The organism is Bacillus sp. LJBS17 (assembly GCF_019334685.1).
GTDB lineage: Bacteria > Bacillota > Bacilli > Bacillales > Bacillaceae > Bacillus > Bacillus subtilis.
The window spans coordinates 1,724,849-1,742,659 of record NZ_CP079759.1; the positions used below are offsets into that span (position 1 = coordinate 1,724,849).

Consider the following 17,811-nt stretch of genomic DNA (forward strand, 5'->3'; position numbering starts at 1 on the left):
AAGCCTGCTCCATAATGGAGCAGGCATTTTTTAATCCCTTTCATCATACATAGTACAAGGGGGTGACAGACATGCGGCTCAGTGAATTATCAGGAAAGGAAATTGTAGACATCAAAAGAGCTGAACGGCTCGGAGTGCTCGGCCAGACCGATTTGGAAATCAATGAACAGGATGGACAGATTACAGCACTCCTCATTCCCACAGTTAAGTGGTTTGGTTTGAGAAAGCAAGGTCATGACATTCGTGTCCCATGGCACCATATTCAAAAGATCGGTTCAGATATGATTATATTAGATGTACCTGAGGAAATGCCTCCTCGACAAGAGTAAATAGCCCAATTGACTGTGAAGCGGGCTCTAAAGAAAACATCTGAAACATCGGCTGCCGGAGCCGATGTTTTTTTATATGGAAAAAGCGCATCTTTTATATTCACCAGTATTTTCTTTTGATCATAAGATGAAGGGGAGCTTAACAACTAGAGATCCAGTATATACAAAGAAGGTGAACGTTTAGAATGTTAACCGGATTGAAAATTGCAGTTATCGGCGGTGACGCAAGACAGCTCGAAATTATAAGAAAGCTCACTGAACAGCAGGCTGACATCTATCTTGTCGGTTTTGACCAATTGGATCACGGTTTTACCGGGGCAGTAAAATGCAATATTGATGAAATTCCTTTTCAGCAAATAGACAGCATCATTCTTCCAGTATCCGCGACAACAGGAGAAGGTGTCGTATCGACTGTATTTTCTAATGAAGAAGTTGTGTTAAAACAGGACCATCTCGACAGAACGCCTGCACATTGTGTCATTTTCTCAGGAATTTCTAACGCCTATTTAGAAAACATTGCAGCTCAGGCAAAAAGAAAACTTGTTAAACTGTTTGAGCGGGATGACATTGCGATATACAACTCTATTCCGACAGTAGAAGGAACGATCATGCTGGCTATTCAGCACACGGATTATACGATACACGGATCACAGGTGGCCGTTCTCGGTCTGGGTCGCACCGGGATGACGATTGCCCGTACATTTGCCGCGCTCGGGGCGAATGTAAAAGTGGGGGCAAGAAGTTCAGCGCATCTGGCACGTATCACTGAAATGGGGCTCGTTCCTTTTCATACCGATGAGCTGAAAGAGCATGTAAAAGATATAGATATTTGCATTAATACCATACCGAGTATGATTTTAAATCAAACGGTACTTTCTAGCATGACACCAAAAACCTTAATATTGGATCTGGCCTCACGTCCCGGGGGAACGGATTTTAAATATGCCGAGAAACAAGGGATTAAAGCACTTCTTGCTCCCGGGCTTCCAGGGATTGTCGCTCCTAAAACAGCTGGGCAAATCCTTGCAAACGTCTTGAGCAAGCTTTTGGCTGAAATACAAGCTGAGGAGGGGAAATAAGGATGTCGTCATTAAAAGGAAAAAGAATCGGGTTTGGGCTGACCGGGTCGCATTGCACATATGAAGCGGTTTTCCCGCAAATTGAGGCGTTGGTCAATGAAGGAGCTGAAGTCCGTCCGGTTGTCACATTTAATGTAAAATCCACAAATACCCGATTTGGAGAGGGCGCAGAATGGGTTAAAAAAATTGAAGACCTGACTGGATATGAGGCCATTGATTCGATTGTAAAGGCAGAACCTCTTGGACCGAAGCTGCCCCTTGACTGCATGGTCATTGCGCCTTTAACAGGCAATTCAATGAGCAAGCTGGCAAATGCCATGACGGACAGCCCGGTGCTGATGGCGGCAAAAGCGACAATCCGAAACAATCGGCCTGTCGTTCTGGGTATCTCGACAAATGATGCTCTTGGTTTAAACGGAACAAATTTAATGAGGCTCATGTCAACAAAAAATATCTTTTTTATTCCATTCGGGCAAGACGATCCCTTTAAAAAACCGAATTCAATGGTAGCCAAAATGGATCTGCTACCGCAAACGATTGAAAAGGCACTCATGCACCAGCAGCTTCAGCCGATTCTAGTTGAGAATTATCAGGGAAATGACTAAATTTACAGAAAATCTTTCCCAAACTAAAAAATTCGGTCATCACCCGCATATTCTATGGTAAAATAAAACGTAAAATCATAGTCAAATCAATTCAATGAAGCTGATTGGCGGAAGGAGTTTTACAGATGGGAAGAGGTTTACACGTAGCTGTTGTCGGAGCGACAGGGGCTGTGGGACAACAAATGCTTAAAACACTTGAAGACAGAAACTTTGAAATGGACACACTTACATTGCTATCTTCAAAACGCTCTGCGGGGACAAAAGTCACGTTTAAAGGCCAAGAGCTGACTGTTCAGGAAGCTTCTCCTGAGAGCTTTGAAGGGGTAAATATTGCTTTGTTCAGCGCCGGCGGAAGCGTATCACAAGCATTGGCACCAGAAGCTGTAAAACGCGGCGCTATTGTTATAGATAATACGAGCGCGTTCCGCATGGATGAAAATACACCGCTTGTTGTGCCAGAAGTGAATGAGGCAGACTTGCATGAACACAATGGCATTATTGCCAATCCAAACTGCTCTACAATCCAAATGGTTGCGGCACTTGAACCGATCCGCAAAGCATATGGCTTAAACAAAGTCATCGTATCAACTTACCAGGCAGTATCAGGAGCGGGTAATGAAGCTGTAAAAGAGCTTTACAGCCAAACACAGGCGATTTTAAATAAAGAAGAAATAGAGCCTGAGATCATGCCTGTAAAAGGTGACAAAAAACACTATCAAATCGCCTTCAACGCGATTCCGCAAATCGATAAATTCCAAGATAACGGCTATACGTTTGAGGAAATGAAAATGATAAATGAAACGAAAAAAATCATGCACATGCCTGACCTTCAAGTAGCGGCTACATGTGTGAGACTGCCAATCCAAACTGGGCACTCAGAGTCCGTCTACATCGAAATAGACCGTGATGACGCTACAGTTGAAGATATTAAAAATCTATTGCAAGAAGCTCCGGGCGTGACACTTCAGGATGATCCAAGCCAGCAGCTTTATCCGATGCCTGCTGATGCTGTCGGCAAAAACGATGTGTTTGTAGGCCGCATCCGCAAAGACTTGGACAGAGCAAACGGTTTTCATTTATGGGTTGTTTCTGATAACCTATTAAAAGGCGCGGCATGGAACTCTGTTCAAATTGCAGAAAGCCTGAAAAAACTAAACCTCGTATAAAAGAGAGAATTTTCTAAAGACGAATAGAAGAGAGTAAGGCGCTATCAGCCTGCTCTCTTCTGTTACGTCCGAATAATTTGGAGTGAAAACAGTGAAGATAATTGTTCAAAAGTTCGGCGGAACATCAGTAAAAGATGATAAAGGCCGCAAACTGGCTTTAGGGCATATTAAAGAAGCAATCAGTGAAGGATATAAGGTTGTCGTTGTCGTTTCAGCGATGGGCCGAAAAGGGGACCCGTATGCAACAGATTCTTTGCTCGGGCTGCTTTACGGCGATCAGTCAGCGATTTCTCCTAGGGAACAGGATTTGCTTTTATCTTGCGGAGAGACTATTTCCTCTGTCGTCTTTACAAGCATGCTGCTTGATAACGGTGTGAAAGCAGCTGCGCTGACAGGGGCTCAGGCTGGCTTTTTAACGAATGATCAGCATACCAATGCAAAAATCATTGAAATGAAACCGGAGCGTTTATTCAGTGTGCTCGCCAATCATGATGCGGTAGTCGTCGCAGGCTTCCAGGGCGCAACTGAAAAGGGTGATACAACAACAATCGGCAGAGGGGGCAGCGATACGTCTGCAGCCGCACTTGGAGCAGCTGTTGATGCGGAATACATCGATATTTTCACCGATGTAGAAGGCGTGATGACTGCTGACCCAAGAGTGGTGGAAAATGCAAAACCGCTTCCTGTTGTGACGTATACAGAAATCTGCAACCTGGCGTATCAGGGGGCCAAGGTCATTCATCCGCGTGCTGTGGAAATCGCAATGCAGGCCAAGGTTCCGATCCGCGTCCGTTCGACTTATTCGAATGATAAAGGTACATTGGTGACATCACATCACTCTTCCAAGGTCGGCAGTGATGTTTTTGAAAGGCTGATTACGGGAATCGCCCATGTCAAAGATGTCACGCAGTTCAAAGTGCCTGCGAAAATCGGCCAGTATAACGTTCAGACTGAAGTGTTCAAGGCTATGGCAAACGCTGGAATCAGTGTCGATTTCTTTAACATTACACCTAGTGAAATCGTCTATACGGTAGCCGGAAATAAAACAGAAACAGCTCAGCGTATTTTAATGGATATGGGCTATGATCCAATGGTGACGAGAAACTGCGCGAAGGTATCGGCGGTCGGCGCGGGCATTATGGGTGTTCCCGGTGTTACGTCCAAAATTGTATCGGCTCTTTCAGAAAAAGAAATTCCGATCCTTCAGTCGGCTGACAGCCATACGACGATATGGGTGCTCGTCCATGAAGCGGATATGGTTCCTGCTGTAAACGCTTTGCATGAAGTGTTTGAACTTTCGAAGTAAATGTGATTGAATCATGATGAGGTGAATAAAATGAATTTCGGAAATGTGTCTACAGCGATGATTACACCCTTTGACAATAAAGGGAACGTAGACTTTCAAAAACTGTCTACACTGATTGATTACTTGTTGAAAAACGGAACGGATTCTTTAGTAGTAGCGGGAACAACTGGAGAATCTCCGACCCTTTCAACTGAAGAAAAAATTGCGCTTTTTGAATATACGGTAAAAGAAGTAAACGGACGGGTGCCCGTTATCGCTGGTACTGGAAGCAACAACACGAAAGATTCCATTAAGCTGACAAAAAAAGCTGAGGAAGCGGGCGTGGACGCTGTTATGCTTGTTACCCCGTATTACAATAAACCTTCTCAAGAAGGAATGTACCAGCATTTTAAAGCAATTGCGGCAGAGACATCTCTTCCGGTTATGCTCTATAATGTTCCTGGCCGTACGGTTGCTTCTCTTGCTCCTGAAACGACGATCCGTTTGGCGGCGGACATTCCGAATGTGGTTGCGATTAAAGAAGCGAGTGGAGACCTAGAAGCGATTACAAAAATTATTGCTGAAACACCGGAAGACTTCTATGTCTATTCAGGGGATGACGCTCTGACGCTTCCTATTCTTTCAGTTGGAGGAAGAGGAGTTGTATCAGTGGCGAGCCATATTGCAGGCTCTGATATGCAGCAAATGATCAAAAATTATACGAATGGGCAAACAGCTAATGCGGCACTGATCCATCAGAAACTGCTGCCGATTATGAAGGAACTGTTTAAAGCGCCTAATCCTGCTCCAGTCAAAACAGCGCTTCAGCTGAGAGGTCTTGATGTCGGTTCTGTGCGTCTGCCTCTAGTCCCGTTAACTGAGGATGAACGTCTGAGCTTAAGCAGCACGATCAGCGAACTGTAAGAAAATTTCATACAGTGAAACAAACGCGGTCATTCTCACATCCAGCTGAGTTTGACCGTTTCTTTTACATATTGGTTTTCCCTAAACCTTCTGCTTTATCTTGTTTTCTAAATTTACTTTCAGTTATAATAGGAACAAGTGATGATGGACGGGTATGAGACTAGGAGGATATAGATTTTGAAAAAGAAAAATACAGAAAACGTTAGAATTATCGCCCTTGGCGGTGTCGGAGAGATTGGGAAGAACCTTTATGTCATTGAAATTGACTCGGACATATTTGTCGTTGATGCCGGCCTTATGCATCCAGAAAACGAAATGCTCGGTATTGATGTAGTGATTCCTGACATATCATATTTGATTGAACGGGCTGACCGCGTCAAGGCAATCTTTTTAACGCACGGGCACGATGAAAATATCGGCGGCGTTTTTTACTTATTAAACAAGCTGTCCGTTCCAGTGTATGGAACAAAACTGACGCTTGCACTGTTAAGAGAGAAATTAAAACAATACGGACATAACCGAAAAACTGATTTAAGAGAAATTCACTCAAAATCTGTCATTACATTTGAATCAACAAAGGTATCGTTCTTTAGAACGATTCACAGCATTCCTGATTCTGTAGGTGTGAGCTTTAAAACATCACTTGGATCTATTGTATGCACGGGAGACTTCAAATTTGACCAAACACCTGCACTTAATCAGACGTGCGACATTGGCGAGATCGCCAAGATCGGCAATAGCGGCGTGCTCGCTCTGCTTTCTGACAGTGCAAATGCGGAACGGCCGGGTTACACCCCTTCGGAAGCGGCTGTCAGCGGAGAAATTTCGGATGCGCTGTATAATTCACAGAACCGGGTGATTATTGCTGTTTTCGCATCCAATATTAACCGGATTCAGCAAGTCATTCATGCAGCGGCTCAAAATGGCAGAAAGATTGCCGTAGCCGGAAAAAATCTTCAATCTGTCCTGCAGCTGGCGAGAAAGTTAGGATACATTGAAGCAGATGATGAATTGTTTATTTCTGTACAGGATGTCAAAAAATATCCGAAGCGCGAAGTGGCCATTATTACAGCCGGAAGCCAAGGTGAACCATTAGCTGCTTTGACAAGAATGGCAAACAAAGCTCACAAACAGCTGAACATTGAAGAAGGGGATACGGTGGTCATTGCGTCAACTCCGATTCCCGGGCAGGAACTCATTTACTCTAAAACAGTAGATCTTCTTGCGAGAGCCGGTGCACAAGTCATCTTTGCCCAAAAGCGTGTTCATGTATCAGGCCACGGCTCACAAGAAGAGTTAAAGCTGATGATCAACCTGCTTAAACCAAAATATTTGATTCCTGTAAACGGCGAATACAGAATGCAAAAAGCTCATTCAAAAATCGCTGAAGAAACCGGCATGAAGCGCAGTGACATCTTCTTAATTGAAAAAGGAGACGTCGTTGAATTCCGCGGCCAAAACGTAAAAATTGGGGATAAAGTTCCTTACGGCAATATTTTAATTGATGGTTTAGGTGTCGGTGATATCGGCAATATCGTATTGAGAGACCGCCGCTTGCTTTCACAGGACGGAATTTTAATCGTTGTCATTACACTTGATAAACAAAAGAAACATCTTGTATCAGGACCAGAAATTATCACTCGCGGCTTTGTTTATGTAAGAGAGTCTGAAGGTCTAATCGTACAGGCTACTGAGCTCGTCCGGTCCATCGTGACAGAAGCGACTGAAACATCAAATGTCGAATGGTCAACGCTGAAGCAGGCAATGCGGGATGCTTTGAACCAATTCCTTTATGAAAAAACGAAACGTAAACCGATGATCATCCCAATTATTATGGAAGTATAATGACTGACTAAAGACCGGAGCTGCTCCGGTCTTTATTTTTTGTCCTTCAAGCCGGGATTGAATGAAGTATCTTTGTTCATAATACAAAGAGAAACTCGGAAAGGATGAAAGCGAGATGGATCATCGTATGGAAAACACAGAAGAAGAGCGTCCTGAAAAAAATGATGCGAAGGACAGCATTATGAATAAAATACAGCAGCTTGGTGAAACGACGCTTCCGCAGCTGCCCCAAGATACAAATATTCATTGTCTGACCATTATCGGACAAATTGAAGGCCATGTTCAGCTTCCTCCGCAAAACAAAACAACAAAATATGAACATGTCATCCCGCAGATTGTGGCAATTGAACAAAATCCCAAAATTGAAGGCTTGCTGATCATATTAAATACTGTCGGAGGAGATGTTGAAGCTGGTCTTGCAATAGCGGAAATGCTTGCATCTTTATCGAAACCGACCGTTTCTATCGTGCTTGGCGGGGGGCATTCCATCGGCGTTCCGATTGCTGTATCCTGTGATTACAGCTATATCGCCGAAACAGCAACGATGACGATTCATCCAGTTAGGCTCACCGGGCTGGTCATCGGGGTGCCGCAGACGTTTGAATACCTGGATAAGATGCAAGAAAGAGTTGTTAAATTTGTGACAAGCCATTCCAATATAACCGAAGAGAAATTTAAAGAGCTAATGTTTTCAAAAGGAAACTTAACACGGGATATCGGAACAAATGTAGTCGGTAAGGATGCAGTTAAATACGGATTGATCGATCACGCAGGCGGTGTCGGACAGGCAATCAATAAACTGAATGAGCTCATCGACGAAGCAAGGAAAGAAGAAGGACGGATGATTCAATGATTCTTTATACCGTGATGCCGCAGGAAATTGTGTTTGCAGAACAGAACCAAGAGACAAGCGCACATGAGCAAATTGAATATAAAGGTGTACCGCTTCTAGTCGAAATGAAAGGGAATGAAGCGGAAGTCATTCAAATCATGAGCACCAATCCAATGCATTTTCTGCATCCGGACATTTCACCCGGACAAAAGCTGAAATTAAACGTATAAGAATCCAACCCTTTTTTAAGGGCAAAATATGCTATAATAGGGGAATCCTACAGAAAAAACGCAGCCTGTAAACGGCTGCTTTCTTCATTATGTATGAACTTACATTTTTTAACGCAGTAAGGTGATGAGTGTGGCAAAGAAAAAACGAAAATCAAGAAAAAAACAGGCGAAACAGCTCAATATAAAATACGAGCTTAACGGATTGCTGTGTATAGCCATTTCAATTATCGCAATCTTGCAGCTGGGGGTAGTCGGGCAAACGTTTATCTATTTGTTCCGCTTTTTTGCTGGAGAGTGGTTTATTTTATGCTTGTTAGGTTTATTGGTGTTAGGAGTCTCACTGTTTTGGAAGAAAAAAACCCCAAGCCTTTTAACGAGACGAAAGGCCGGGTTGTACTGTATCATCGCAAGCATATTGCTGCTTTCTCACGTGCAGCTATTTAAAAATTTGACGCACAAAGGGTCTATTGAGTCTGCAAGCGTGGTGAGCAATACGTGGGAATTGTTTTTAATGGACATGAATGGCAGCTCTGCTTCACCTGATTTAGGCGGAGGGATGATCGGTGCGCTGCTGTTTGCGGCTTCACACTTTTTGTTTGCGTCGACTGGTTCTCAGATCATGGCGATTGTCATGATTTTGATCGGAATGATTTTAGTAACTGGACGCTCGCTGCAAGAAACGCTGAAAAAGTGGATGAGCCCGATTGGACGTTTTATAAAAGAACAATGGTTAGCATTTATTGATGATATGAAATCCTTCAAATCAAATATGCAGTCATCGAAAAAAACGAAAGCGCCGAGCAAAAAACAAAAACCGGCCCGCAAAAAACAGCAAATGGAACCGGAGCCTCCTAATGAAGAGGGGGATTATGAAACAGTATCGCCTCTTATTCATTCAGAGCCGATTATCTCAAGCTTTTCTGATCGTAATGAAGAGGAAGAGTCTCCAGTTATAGAAAAGCGCGCCGAACCTGTGTCGAAGCCGCTTCAGGACATCCAACCGGAGACAGGTGATCAGGAAACTGTTTCTGCTCCTCCTATGACCTTTACAGAGCTCGAAAATAAGGATTACGAGATGCCGTCACTGGATTTGCTGGCAGATCCGAAGCATACCGGCCAGCAGGCTGATAAAAAGAATATTTATGAAAATGCCAGAAAGCTTGAACGCACATTCCAAAGCTTTGGCGTAAAGGCGAAAGTCACACAGGTTCATCTCGGACCGGCCGTAACAAAATATGAAGTATATCCTGATGTCGGAGTGAAGGTTAGCAAAATTGTCAATTTAAGCGATGATTTAGCGCTTGCGCTTGCTGCGAAGGATATCAGGATCGAAGCGCCTATACCAGGCAAATCAGCAATCGGAATTGAAGTTCCAAACGCAGAAGTGGCAATGGTTTCGCTGAAGGAAGTGCTGGAGTCTAAATTGAATGACAGACCGGATGCGAAGCTGTTAATTGGACTCGGCCGCAATATTTCAGGTGAAGCTGTATTGGCTGAGTTAAACAAGATGCCCCACCTTTTGGTCGCAGGCGCAACCGGTAGCGGGAAAAGTGTCTGTGTCAACGGCATTATTACAAGTATTTTAATGCGCGCGAAACCGCATGAAGTGAAAATGATGATGATCGATCCTAAAATGGTAGAGCTAAATGTCTACAACGGGATTCCGCATTTGCTTGCTCCGGTTGTAACCGATCCGAAAAAAGCGTCGCAGGCTTTGAAAAAGGTTGTCAATGAAATGGAGCGACGGTACGAATTATTTTCTCATACGGGTACACGAAATATTGAAGGATACAATGATTATATAAAACGCGCCAACAATGAAGAAGGAGCGAAACAGCCAGAGCTGCCCTATATTGTTGTCATTGTGGACGAGCTTGCCGATCTCATGATGGTCGCTTCATCTGATGTGGAAGATTCGATTACGAGATTGTCCCAAATGGCGCGGGCTGCTGGCATCCATCTTATTATTGCGACACAGCGGCCATCGGTGGATGTTATCACAGGGGTGATCAAAGCGAACATTCCGTCACGAATCGCGTTCAGCGTATCTTCACAGACGGATTCAAGGACCATTCTTGACATGGGTGGCGCTGAGAAGCTTCTTGGCCGCGGCGATATGCTGTTTTTACCTGTAGGGGCTAATAAACCTGTCCGTGTGCAGGGAGCATTTTTGTCGGATGACGAAGTGGAGAAGGTCGTCGACCATGTGATTACGCAGCAGAAAGCGCAATATCAAGAAGAAATGATTCCTGAGGAGACAACGGAAACTCATTCCGAGGTTACTGATGAACTTTATGATGAAGCTGTTGAATTAATCGTCGGCATGCAGACGGCATCTGTTTCAATGCTGCAAAGAAGATTCAGAATCGGCTATACGAGAGCGGCGCGCCTGATTGACGCAATGGAGGAACGCGGTGTTGTCGGACCGTATGAAGGCAGCAAACCTAGGGAAGTATTATTATCAAAAGAGAAATATGATGAGCTCTCTTCTTAATGAAGGGAGTTCCGCTTTCTATAGTTGTCAATAATAACATTATGTAAACTAATCACCTTTCTATTTATTTTTTCGACAAAACATGATATAGTTGTCCCAATTGTTCAATAATTTTTATCGAAAGTGGTTTACGGAGGGGAAACATGTCTACAAAAGCTGATAATCGGCACTTGTATTTGAAAGTAATTGAACGAATTAAAGAGGATATAAAAAATGGGATCTACACTGAGAAGGAAAAGCTGCCTTCTGAATTTGAGCTTTCCAAAAAGCTTGGTGTCAGCAGAGCAACGCTAAGAGAAGCCTTGCGGATACTGGAAGAAGAGCATGTGATTATCAGAAGGCATGGTGTAGGCACTTTTGTCCATTCTAAGCCGTTATTTCTTTCGGGCATTGAACAGCTGAACAGTGTAACCAAGATGATAGAACAGGCGAATATGACCCCTGGCACGATTTTTCTATCATCACAAGTGCTTATGCCGTCTGAAGATGATACGAAGAGATTTCATTTGGCAGAAGGGCAAGAACTTTTTTACCTTGAACGAGTCAGGACAGCTGACGGACAGCCGATTGTGTATTGTATAGACAAAATTCCGATGAATATTTTGCCGAATTCTTTTTCTCATCAGCAAGAATCTATGTTTGACCTGCTTGAGAAAAATTCAGGCTCCGTAATCAGCTATGCAGTAACTGATATAGAACCGATCGGCTATCACGATACCATTTCTCCAGTACTTGAATGCGATCCGGAAACAGCTCTTTTGCTGTTAAAACAAACCCATTACGATCAGCACGATAAACCGGTGCTTTATTCTTTAAATTATTTTAGAGCGGATAAATTCAGATTTCATGTTTTGCGTAAACGATTCTAAAAACGGACGCCTGTATGTGTCTGTTTTTTTATTTGCACTGATTCATGTTTCTTTGTACATACTTTCATTCCGGTTAACGCAATATATAAGGGATGACAAGAAAGTGAATGGGTGAAAATGTTGAGAGAGAAAAATGGAATGAAAAATATTATTGCATTGTCTTCCGTCCCGCTTGTGATGACACTCGGGAACTCCATGCTGATTCCTGTTCTTCCGATGATGGAGAAAAAGCTGTCTGTGACTTCATTTCAAGTGTCTTTAATCATTACTGTATATTCAGTAGTAGCAATTATTTGCATTCCGATTGCCGGATATTTGTCGGATCGTTTCGGGAGAAAAAAAATATTGCTTCCTTGCCTCCTCATTGCAGGATTGGGGGGAGCGGTAGCTGCTTTTGCCTCGACCTATATGAAAAATCCTTATGCGATGATCTTGGCGGGGCGGGTTCTTCAAGGCATTGGTTCTGCAGGTGCCGCTCCGATCGTCATGCCGTTTATCGGCGACCTGTTTAAAGGAGACGATGAAAAGGTCAGCGCCGGTCTTGGCGATATTGAAACCGCCAACACGTCAGGGAAGGTACTGAGTCCCATACTTGGAGCCTTACTGGCTTCTTGGTATTGGTTTGTACCGTTTTGGTTTATTCCGTTTTTCTGTTTGATCAGCTTTTTGCTCGTATTGTTTTTGGTGGCCAAGCCTGAAGAAGATGAAGATGCGCCTGCTGTTTCTGAGTTTATTAAGAGTGTGAAGAAAATTTTTAAACAGGATGGTCGCTGGCTTTATACGGTCTTCATTATCGGGTGTGTCATTATGTTTTTGTTATTTGGCGTATTATTTTATTTATCAGATACGCTGGAGAACAAGTATGCTATTGACGGAGTAGCTAAAGGCGGATTACTGGCAATCCCACTTTTGTTTTTGTCAACCAGTTCTTTTATAGCTGGCAAAAAGATCGGTAAAGATAAAGGCCGAATGAAATTTTGCGTTGTTACAGGAATGATTCTGTTAACCCTTTCGTTTATTGCCTTGTGGTGGAACCACAGTTTTTATTTTTTATTTGTCTTTTTAAGCTTTGGCGGGATTGGGATTGGAATGGCTCTTCCTGCTTTAGATGCATTGATAACCGAAGGGATTGAAAGTGAACAATGCGGAACCATTTCCTCCTTCTACAATAGCATGCGCTTTATAGGAGTAGCTCTCGGTCCACCTGTTTTTGCTGCATTAATGTCTAATGCAAACTGGATTATTTTCATACTCTCGGCGTTTTGCAGCATCGTTTCTTTATTTTTAGTGCTCTTTACTGTAGATGCTAAAAAAAGTGAAGAAGAAGAAAAAAACTTAGGGACGGTCTAGCCAGCCGTCTTTTTTTGCGCTTTCTTGCACAGTTTACAACTGTACCTATACAGCATGCGGAGGTTATTGTTTCCTTATAAATCCTACAGTTGCTATAATTACATGAAAGAGTGTTTCTGCGAATGCTGAAAATTGGTCATAATACATACTAATTAAGAAATGAACGAAGGAGGTTCCATATGTCATATGTTAATGAACTCAAATCAAAGCACGGCGGTTTAACCGCACACATTGTAGAAACAGAAAAATTCAAAACCGTCTCGCTTATTTTTAAGATGCTTGCGCCGCTGACAAAGGATCAAGTCACCAAAAGAGCGCTGCTCCCGCATGTGCTTCTTCGCGGAACGAAAAGCCATCCGAAAACCGCAGAATTGCGTTCATACCTGGATGAGCTGTACGGCACGTCAGTATCGGCTGATCTTACGAAAAAAGGAGAGCGACACGTCATTACGTTCAGGCTTGAAATCCCAAATGAAAAATATTTAAAAGACCAAACGCCGCTACTTGAGAAAGGGCTCCAGCTTCTTGCAGAAATCGTCTTTTCACCTGCTTTGGAGGGAGACGCTTTTCAGTCACAATATGTGGCTCAAGAAAAACGGACGCTTAAGCAAAGAATCCAAGCCGTCTATGATGATAAAATGCGCTATTCGAATTTAAGGCTGATACAGGAAATGTGCAAAAATGAGCCTTACGCGCTTCATGTCAATGGTGAAATCGACGATGTCGATGACATTACGGCAGAGCAATTATACGAAACATACCAAAGCGCTATCCAAAAAGACCAGCTTGATTTATATGTAGTTGGCGATGTGGACAGTAACCAGGTACATTCGGCAATTGATAAGTATTTCAAAACAGAAGAGCGAACTCTTGGCACGATTGAAAACAATCACGCTGATGAAAAAGTTCAGCCAAAAGAAGTAATTGATGAAGAGGATGTCAAGCAAGGAAAACTGAATATCGGCTACCGCACCAGCATCACTTATACAGATCAGGATTATCCTGCTTTACAAGTGTTTAACGGATTGTTCGGCGGATTCTCTCATTCTAAACTTTTCATTAATGTTCGGGAAAAAGCCAGTCTTGCTTACTACGCGGCTTCGCGTATAGAAAGTTTTAAAGGCTTGTTAATGGTGATGTCAGGCATTGAAGTGAAAAATTATGAACAGGCGGTTTCGATTATTGCTGAGCAATTCCAGGCAATGAAAAATGGCGATTTCAGTGAGCAGGATATAGCACAGACAAAGGCCGTCATTCGAAATCAAGTGCTGGAAACGATTGATACAGCATACGGTTTATCTGAATTTTTATATCAGCAGGCTGCTGCTCAAGTCGAGATTCCTATCGAAGACTTTCTTGCCAATATTGAGAATGTCACAAAAGAGGATATCATAAAAGCCGGCGAAAAGATTCAGCTTGATACGACTTATTTCTTAAAAGGGACGGAGGGTGCATCTTGATCAAACCAATCGAATATGAACAGCTTCAAGAGACGCTGTATCATGAAAAAATGTCCAACGGCCTTGATGTTTACGTTTTGCCGAAAAAAGGCTTCAACAAGACATATGCGGTCTTTACAACAAAGTACGGCTCGATAGATAACCGGTTTGTCCCTTTAGGTAAAAACGAGATGGTTCACGTGCCGGACGGGATTGCTCACTTTCTTGAGCACAAGCTGTTTGAGAAAGCGGACGGAGACGTTTTTCAAGATTTCAGCAAACAGGGGGCTTCTGCCAATGCGTTTACGTCATTTACAAGAACGGCTTACCTTTTCTCAAGCACATCAAATGTTGAACGCAATTTAGAGACGCTTATCGATTTCGTACAGGACCCATATTTTACTGAAAAAACGGTTGAAAAGGAAAAAGGGATTATCGGACAGGAGATTAATATGTACGACGATAACCCTGATTGGAGGCTTTACTTCGGGGTCATTGAAAACATGTACAAAGAGCATCCTGTCAGAATTGACATAGCGGGAACAGTGGAAAGCATTTCACATATTACAAAAGACCTTCTTTATGAATGCTATGAAACGTTTTATCACCCGAGTAACATGCTCCTTTTCATTGTCGGACCTGTAGATCCTGAAGCGATTATTTCTCAGGTAAGAGAAAACCAGGGGAAAAAGCCGTATACTGATCAGCCGGAGATCAAACGGGAAGAAGTGAAAGAGCAAGAAGCGGTTTTCCGAAAAGAAAAAGAGATCAAAATGAACGTGCAGGGACCGAAATGCCTTGTTGGGCTGAAATCCAAAAATCCGTTTAAATTAGGCAAAGAGCTCTTAAAGCATGAACTTTCAATGAACTTATTGCTTGAAGCTCTTTTTGGCAAAAGCTCTGCCCAGTATGAATCACTTTATGAAAAAGGATATATTGACGAAACGTTTAGCTTTGATTTTACTGCTGAATATGGGTTTGGTTTTGCGGCGATCGGCGGAGATACGGCTGAGCCTGATCAGTTAGCTGAAGACATTTCAAGCATGCTTTTGCGCGCCGGTGAACTGATTACTGCTGAAAAGATTGAACTTGCCAGAAAGAAAAAGATCGGCACATTCTTAAAAGCGCTGAATTCCCCTGAATACATCGCCAATCAATTTACCCGTTATGCGTTCTTGGATATGAGCCTGTTTGACGTTGTAACGGTACTCGAGCAGATTACCCTCGAGGATGTCCAGAACGTAATACAAGAGGAAATTGCTGCAGACAGACTGACTGTCTGCAAGGTTGTTCCTAAATCATAAACAAAACATCCCTCCAGTGTGAGGGGTGTTTTTCTGCGGAAAGAAGGAAAGAGGATGAACAAAACAGCACTAATCACCGGAGCAAGCGGCGGCATTGGCAAAAGCATCAGCGAAACCCTTGCGGCTAAGGGATACAATCTGCTGCTGCATTACAATACAAATCAATACGCGGCAGCGGAGCTTGCTGAAAAACTAAGTCAGATGTTTGGCGTAAATGCGGAGATATTACAAGCTGATCTGTCCGCGCAAGATGGAGCAGATAAGCTGACAAGTTCAATTGTTCAGCCGATTGATGCGATTGTTTTAAACAGTGGAAGAAGCCATTTTGGGCTGATTACGGATGTAGATAACGCAACAGTCCAGGAAATGGTTCAGCTTCATGTGGCGAGTCCGTATATGCTGACGAGAAACCTTCTGCCAGGCATGATTCGGAATAAATCGGGAGCGATTGTGGCTGTCAGCTCGATTTGGGGAGAGACTGGAGCATCCTGTGAAGTACTGTACAGCATGGCAAAAGGAGCTCAGCATTCATTTGTAAAAGGATTGGCTAAGGAGCTGGCGCCAAGCGGAATCAGAGTAAACGCAGTAGCGCCAGGTGCAGTTGATACAAATATGATGAATCAATTCACCGCGGCTGAAAAAGAAGAGATCGCTGATGAGATTCCGATCGGCCGGCTGGCCCGGCCGCAAGAAATTGCTGATGCAACAGCTTTTCTCCTGTCTGAAAAAGCGTCATATATTACCGGCCAAATTCTGTCGGTGAATGGCGGCTGGCACTGCTGACACGAAAATATTCGGTGTATAGTTTCTTTTGTGAAGGACACAATAATCTTGTAACTTCACATGAAATGGAGGAAACAAGCATGTCAGTATTAGAAAACTGGGATAGCTGGAAAAACTTCCTTGGCGACCGTCTGAACTATGCGCAAGATAAAGGTATGAGCCAGGATACGATTACAGATCTTGCGACAGAAATCGGCAGCTACTTGGCTAATGAAGTGGAATCTAAGAACGAGCAGGAAAAAGTGCTGGCAGATCTTTGGAGTGTAGCATCAAAAGATGAACAGCACGCCATTGCCAATATGATGGTTAAGCTTGTTGAAAATAACAGCACTCACTAGGAAGAGAGGGGATTTTTCCTCTCTTTTTTATGTTTTCCTCATCACAGCAACATTCTTCTTTCTAATTAGAGAAAAATGCTTTATGATAAAGGAAGGTAAAATTTTGCCACAATGAAGGGGGTATATCATTTGGCAAAGCTCGAATGGTATTTTGAATATGAAATTCAAGTGAACCGCCCCGGACTGCTCGGGGATATTTCATCTCTTCTTGGGATGCTTTCTATCAACATCGTAACGATAAACGGCGTCGATCTTTCCAGAAGGGGAATGCTCCTCAGGTGCCGCCATATAGATCAAATTAAACGATTAGAATCAATCTTAAAAACGATGGAAACAATTAAAGTAACGAAGCTTAGAGAACCGAGGCTTCGCGACCGACTTGCCGTACGCCACGGCCGTTATATTCAACGGGATGCCGATGACAAGAAAACGTTCCGCTTTGAACGGGACGAGCTTGGCTTATTAGTCGATTTTATGGCCGAATTGTTCAAAAAAGAAGGCCATAAATTAATCGGAATCAGAGGTATGCCGCGTGTCGGGAAAACGGAATCGATTGTAGCCTCTAGTGTGTGTGCAAGCAAAAGGTGGCTGTTTGTGTCATCAACCTTGCTGAAGCAGACCATAAGAAGCCAGCTGATTGCCGATGAATACAGCACTGAAAATGTCTTTATCGTTGACGGAATTGTGTCAACACGAAGAGGATCGGAACGCCATCTCCAGCTGGTCCGAGAAATCATGCGGCTGCCTGCAACAAAAGTGGTGGAGCATCCGGACATATTCGTTCAAAATACAGAGTATACACTAGATGACTTTGATTATATTATTGAACTGAGAAATGACCCTGATGAGGTTATTACATATGAACATGCCGAGGAACCCCAAATGTTTGATCAATCCGGGTTTTCAAGCTTTGATTTTTAAAATTGGAAGGTGTTTGTT

The 17,811-nt window shown here is 43.2% G+C and carries 17 protein-coding genes; all 17 read left to right on the forward strand.

What is annotated here, in order from left to right; translation table 11 throughout:
- The first annotated feature begins 71 nt into the window (after positions 1-71).
- The 17 genes from KXZ66_RS08925 to KXZ66_RS09005 all read left to right on the forward strand — a co-directional run bounded on the left by KXZ66_RS08925 (position 72) and on the right by KXZ66_RS09005 (position 17,793).
- Positions 72-329 (forward strand): YlmC/YmxH family sporulation protein, encoded by a 258-nt coding sequence (locus KXZ66_RS08925; protein WP_003231890.1) that lies wholly within the window; start codon positions 72-74, stop codon positions 327-329.
- Positions 330-514: 185 nt separating this feature from the next.
- A complete protein-coding gene (gene dpaA / locus KXZ66_RS08930) occupies positions 515-1,408 on the forward strand; it encodes a dipicolinic acid synthetase subunit A (RefSeq protein WP_003231888.1) in 894 nt (297 codons plus the stop codon).
- A 2-nt stretch (positions 1,409-1,410) separates the two neighbouring features.
- Positions 1,411-2,013 carry a dipicolinate synthase subunit B gene (gene dpaB / locus KXZ66_RS08935; protein ID WP_003231884.1) on the forward strand — a complete coding sequence of 201 codons (603 nt, stop codon included), beginning with the start codon at positions 1,411-1,413 and terminating at the stop codon, positions 2,011-2,013.
- A 125-nt stretch (positions 2,014-2,138) separates the two neighbouring features.
- The gene (gene asd, locus KXZ66_RS08940; RefSeq protein ID WP_049140028.1) at positions 2,139-3,179 is read left to right on the forward strand and encodes an aspartate-semialdehyde dehydrogenase; all 1,041 of its coding nucleotides are present in this window, start codon (positions 2,139-2,141) and stop codon (positions 3,177-3,179) included.
- A gap of 91 nt (positions 3,180-3,270) precedes the next feature.
- Positions 3,271-4,485 carry an aspartate kinase gene (gene dapG, locus KXZ66_RS08945; RefSeq protein WP_015483233.1) on the forward strand — a complete coding sequence of 405 codons (1,215 nt, stop codon included), beginning with the start codon at positions 3,271-3,273 and terminating at the stop codon, positions 4,483-4,485.
- Between the two features lie 30 nt (positions 4,486-4,515).
- On the forward strand, positions 4,516-5,388 hold the full coding sequence (gene dapA / locus KXZ66_RS08950) for a 4-hydroxy-tetrahydrodipicolinate synthase (protein ID WP_014476832.1): 873 nt from the start codon (positions 4,516-4,518) through the stop codon (positions 5,386-5,388).
- A 177-nt stretch (positions 5,389-5,565) separates the two neighbouring features.
- On the forward strand, positions 5,566-7,233 hold the full coding sequence (rnjB, locus tag KXZ66_RS08955) for a ribonuclease J2 (RefSeq protein ID WP_003231875.1): 1,668 nt from the start codon (positions 5,566-5,568) through the stop codon (positions 7,231-7,233).
- 115 nt (positions 7,234-7,348) lie between these two features.
- Entirely contained in the window at positions 7,349-8,086 is a 738-nt protein-coding gene (tepA, locus tag KXZ66_RS08960) for a translocation-enhancing protein TepA (RefSeq protein ID WP_003245712.1), read from the forward strand.
- Complete coding sequence (tepJ, locus tag KXZ66_RS08965) at positions 8,083-8,295, forward strand: YlzJ-like family protein (RefSeq protein ID WP_003231871.1); 213 nt, start codon at positions 8,083-8,085, stop codon at positions 8,293-8,295. Before tepA ends, tepJ begins: the two co-directional genes overlap by 4 nt.
- A gap of 130 nt (positions 8,296-8,425) precedes the next feature.
- Positions 8,426-10,789 carry a DNA translocase SpoIIIE gene (spoIIIE, locus tag KXZ66_RS08970; RefSeq protein WP_219144876.1) on the forward strand — a complete coding sequence of 788 codons (2,364 nt, stop codon included), beginning with the start codon at positions 8,426-8,428 and terminating at the stop codon, positions 10,787-10,789.
- Between the two features lie 143 nt (positions 10,790-10,932).
- Entirely contained in the window at positions 10,933-11,658 is a 726-nt protein-coding gene (locus KXZ66_RS08975; RefSeq protein WP_003245732.1) for a GntR family transcriptional regulator, read from the forward strand.
- A 138-nt stretch (positions 11,659-11,796) separates the two neighbouring features.
- The gene (gene bcbE / locus KXZ66_RS08980; protein ID WP_031600514.1) at positions 11,797-13,008 is read left to right on the forward strand and encodes a bacillibactin exporter BcbE; all 1,212 of its coding nucleotides are present in this window, start codon (positions 11,797-11,799) and stop codon (positions 13,006-13,008) included.
- A 179-nt stretch (positions 13,009-13,187) separates the two neighbouring features.
- Positions 13,188-14,468, forward strand: a complete 1,281-nt coding sequence (gene yfmF, locus KXZ66_RS08985) for an EF-P 5-aminopentanol modification-associated protein YfmF (RefSeq protein ID WP_032725709.1) — start codon at positions 13,188-13,190, stop codon at positions 14,466-14,468.
- Entirely contained in the window at positions 14,465-15,751 is a 1,287-nt protein-coding gene (gene yfmH, locus KXZ66_RS08990; RefSeq protein ID WP_151870241.1) for an EF-P 5-aminopentanol modification-associated protein YfmH, read from the forward strand. Before yfmF ends, yfmH begins: the two co-directional genes overlap by 4 nt.
- Positions 15,752-15,805: 54 nt before the next feature.
- Entirely contained in the window at positions 15,806-16,534 is a 729-nt protein-coding gene (gene ymfI, locus KXZ66_RS08995) for an elongation factor P 5-aminopentanone reductase (RefSeq protein ID WP_038828260.1), read from the forward strand.
- 80 nt (positions 16,535-16,614) lie between these two features.
- Complete coding sequence (locus KXZ66_RS09000; protein WP_003245199.1) at positions 16,615-16,872, forward strand: DUF3243 domain-containing protein; 258 nt, start codon at positions 16,615-16,617, stop codon at positions 16,870-16,872.
- Positions 16,873-17,001: 129 nt separating this feature from the next.
- Entirely contained in the window at positions 17,002-17,793 is a 792-nt protein-coding gene (locus tag KXZ66_RS09005; RefSeq protein WP_003220998.1) for a DUF3388 domain-containing protein, read from the forward strand.
- Positions 17,794-17,811 lie beyond the last annotated feature (18 nt).

Bases quoted from the DNA above. Each gene is read 5' to 3' on its own strand.
- KXZ66_RS08925 (WP_003231890.1), top strand. From the start codon at position 72: ATGCGGCTCAGTGAATTATCAGGAAAGGAAATTGTAGACATCAAAAGA.
- dpaA (WP_003231888.1), top strand. From the start codon at position 515: ATGTTAACCGGATTGAAAATTGCAGTTATCGGCGGTGACGCAAGACAG.
- dpaB (WP_003231884.1), top strand. From the start codon at position 1,411: ATGTCGTCATTAAAAGGAAAAAGAATCGGGTTTGGGCTGACCGGGTCG.
- asd (WP_049140028.1), top strand. From the start codon at position 2,139: ATGGGAAGAGGTTTACACGTAGCTGTTGTCGGAGCGACAGGGGCTGTG.
- dapA (WP_014476832.1), top strand. From the start codon at position 4,516: ATGAATTTCGGAAATGTGTCTACAGCGATGATTACACCCTTTGACAAT.
- tepA (WP_003245712.1), top strand. From the start codon at position 7,349: ATGGATCATCGTATGGAAAACACAGAAGAAGAGCGTCCTGAAAAAAAT.
- tepJ (WP_003231871.1), top strand. From the start codon at position 8,083: ATGATTCTTTATACCGTGATGCCGCAGGAAATTGTGTTTGCAGAACAG.
- KXZ66_RS08975 (WP_003245732.1), top strand. From the start codon at position 10,933: ATGTCTACAAAAGCTGATAATCGGCACTTGTATTTGAAAGTAATTGAA.
- bcbE (WP_031600514.1), top strand. From the start codon at position 11,797: ATGAAAAATATTATTGCATTGTCTTCCGTCCCGCTTGTGATGACACTC.
- yfmF (WP_032725709.1), top strand. From the start codon at position 13,188: ATGTCATATGTTAATGAACTCAAATCAAAGCACGGCGGTTTAACCGCA.
- ymfI (WP_038828260.1), top strand. From the start codon at position 15,806: ATGAACAAAACAGCACTAATCACCGGAGCAAGCGGCGGCATTGGCAAA.
- KXZ66_RS09000 (WP_003245199.1), top strand. From the start codon at position 16,615: ATGTCAGTATTAGAAAACTGGGATAGCTGGAAAAACTTCCTTGGCGAC.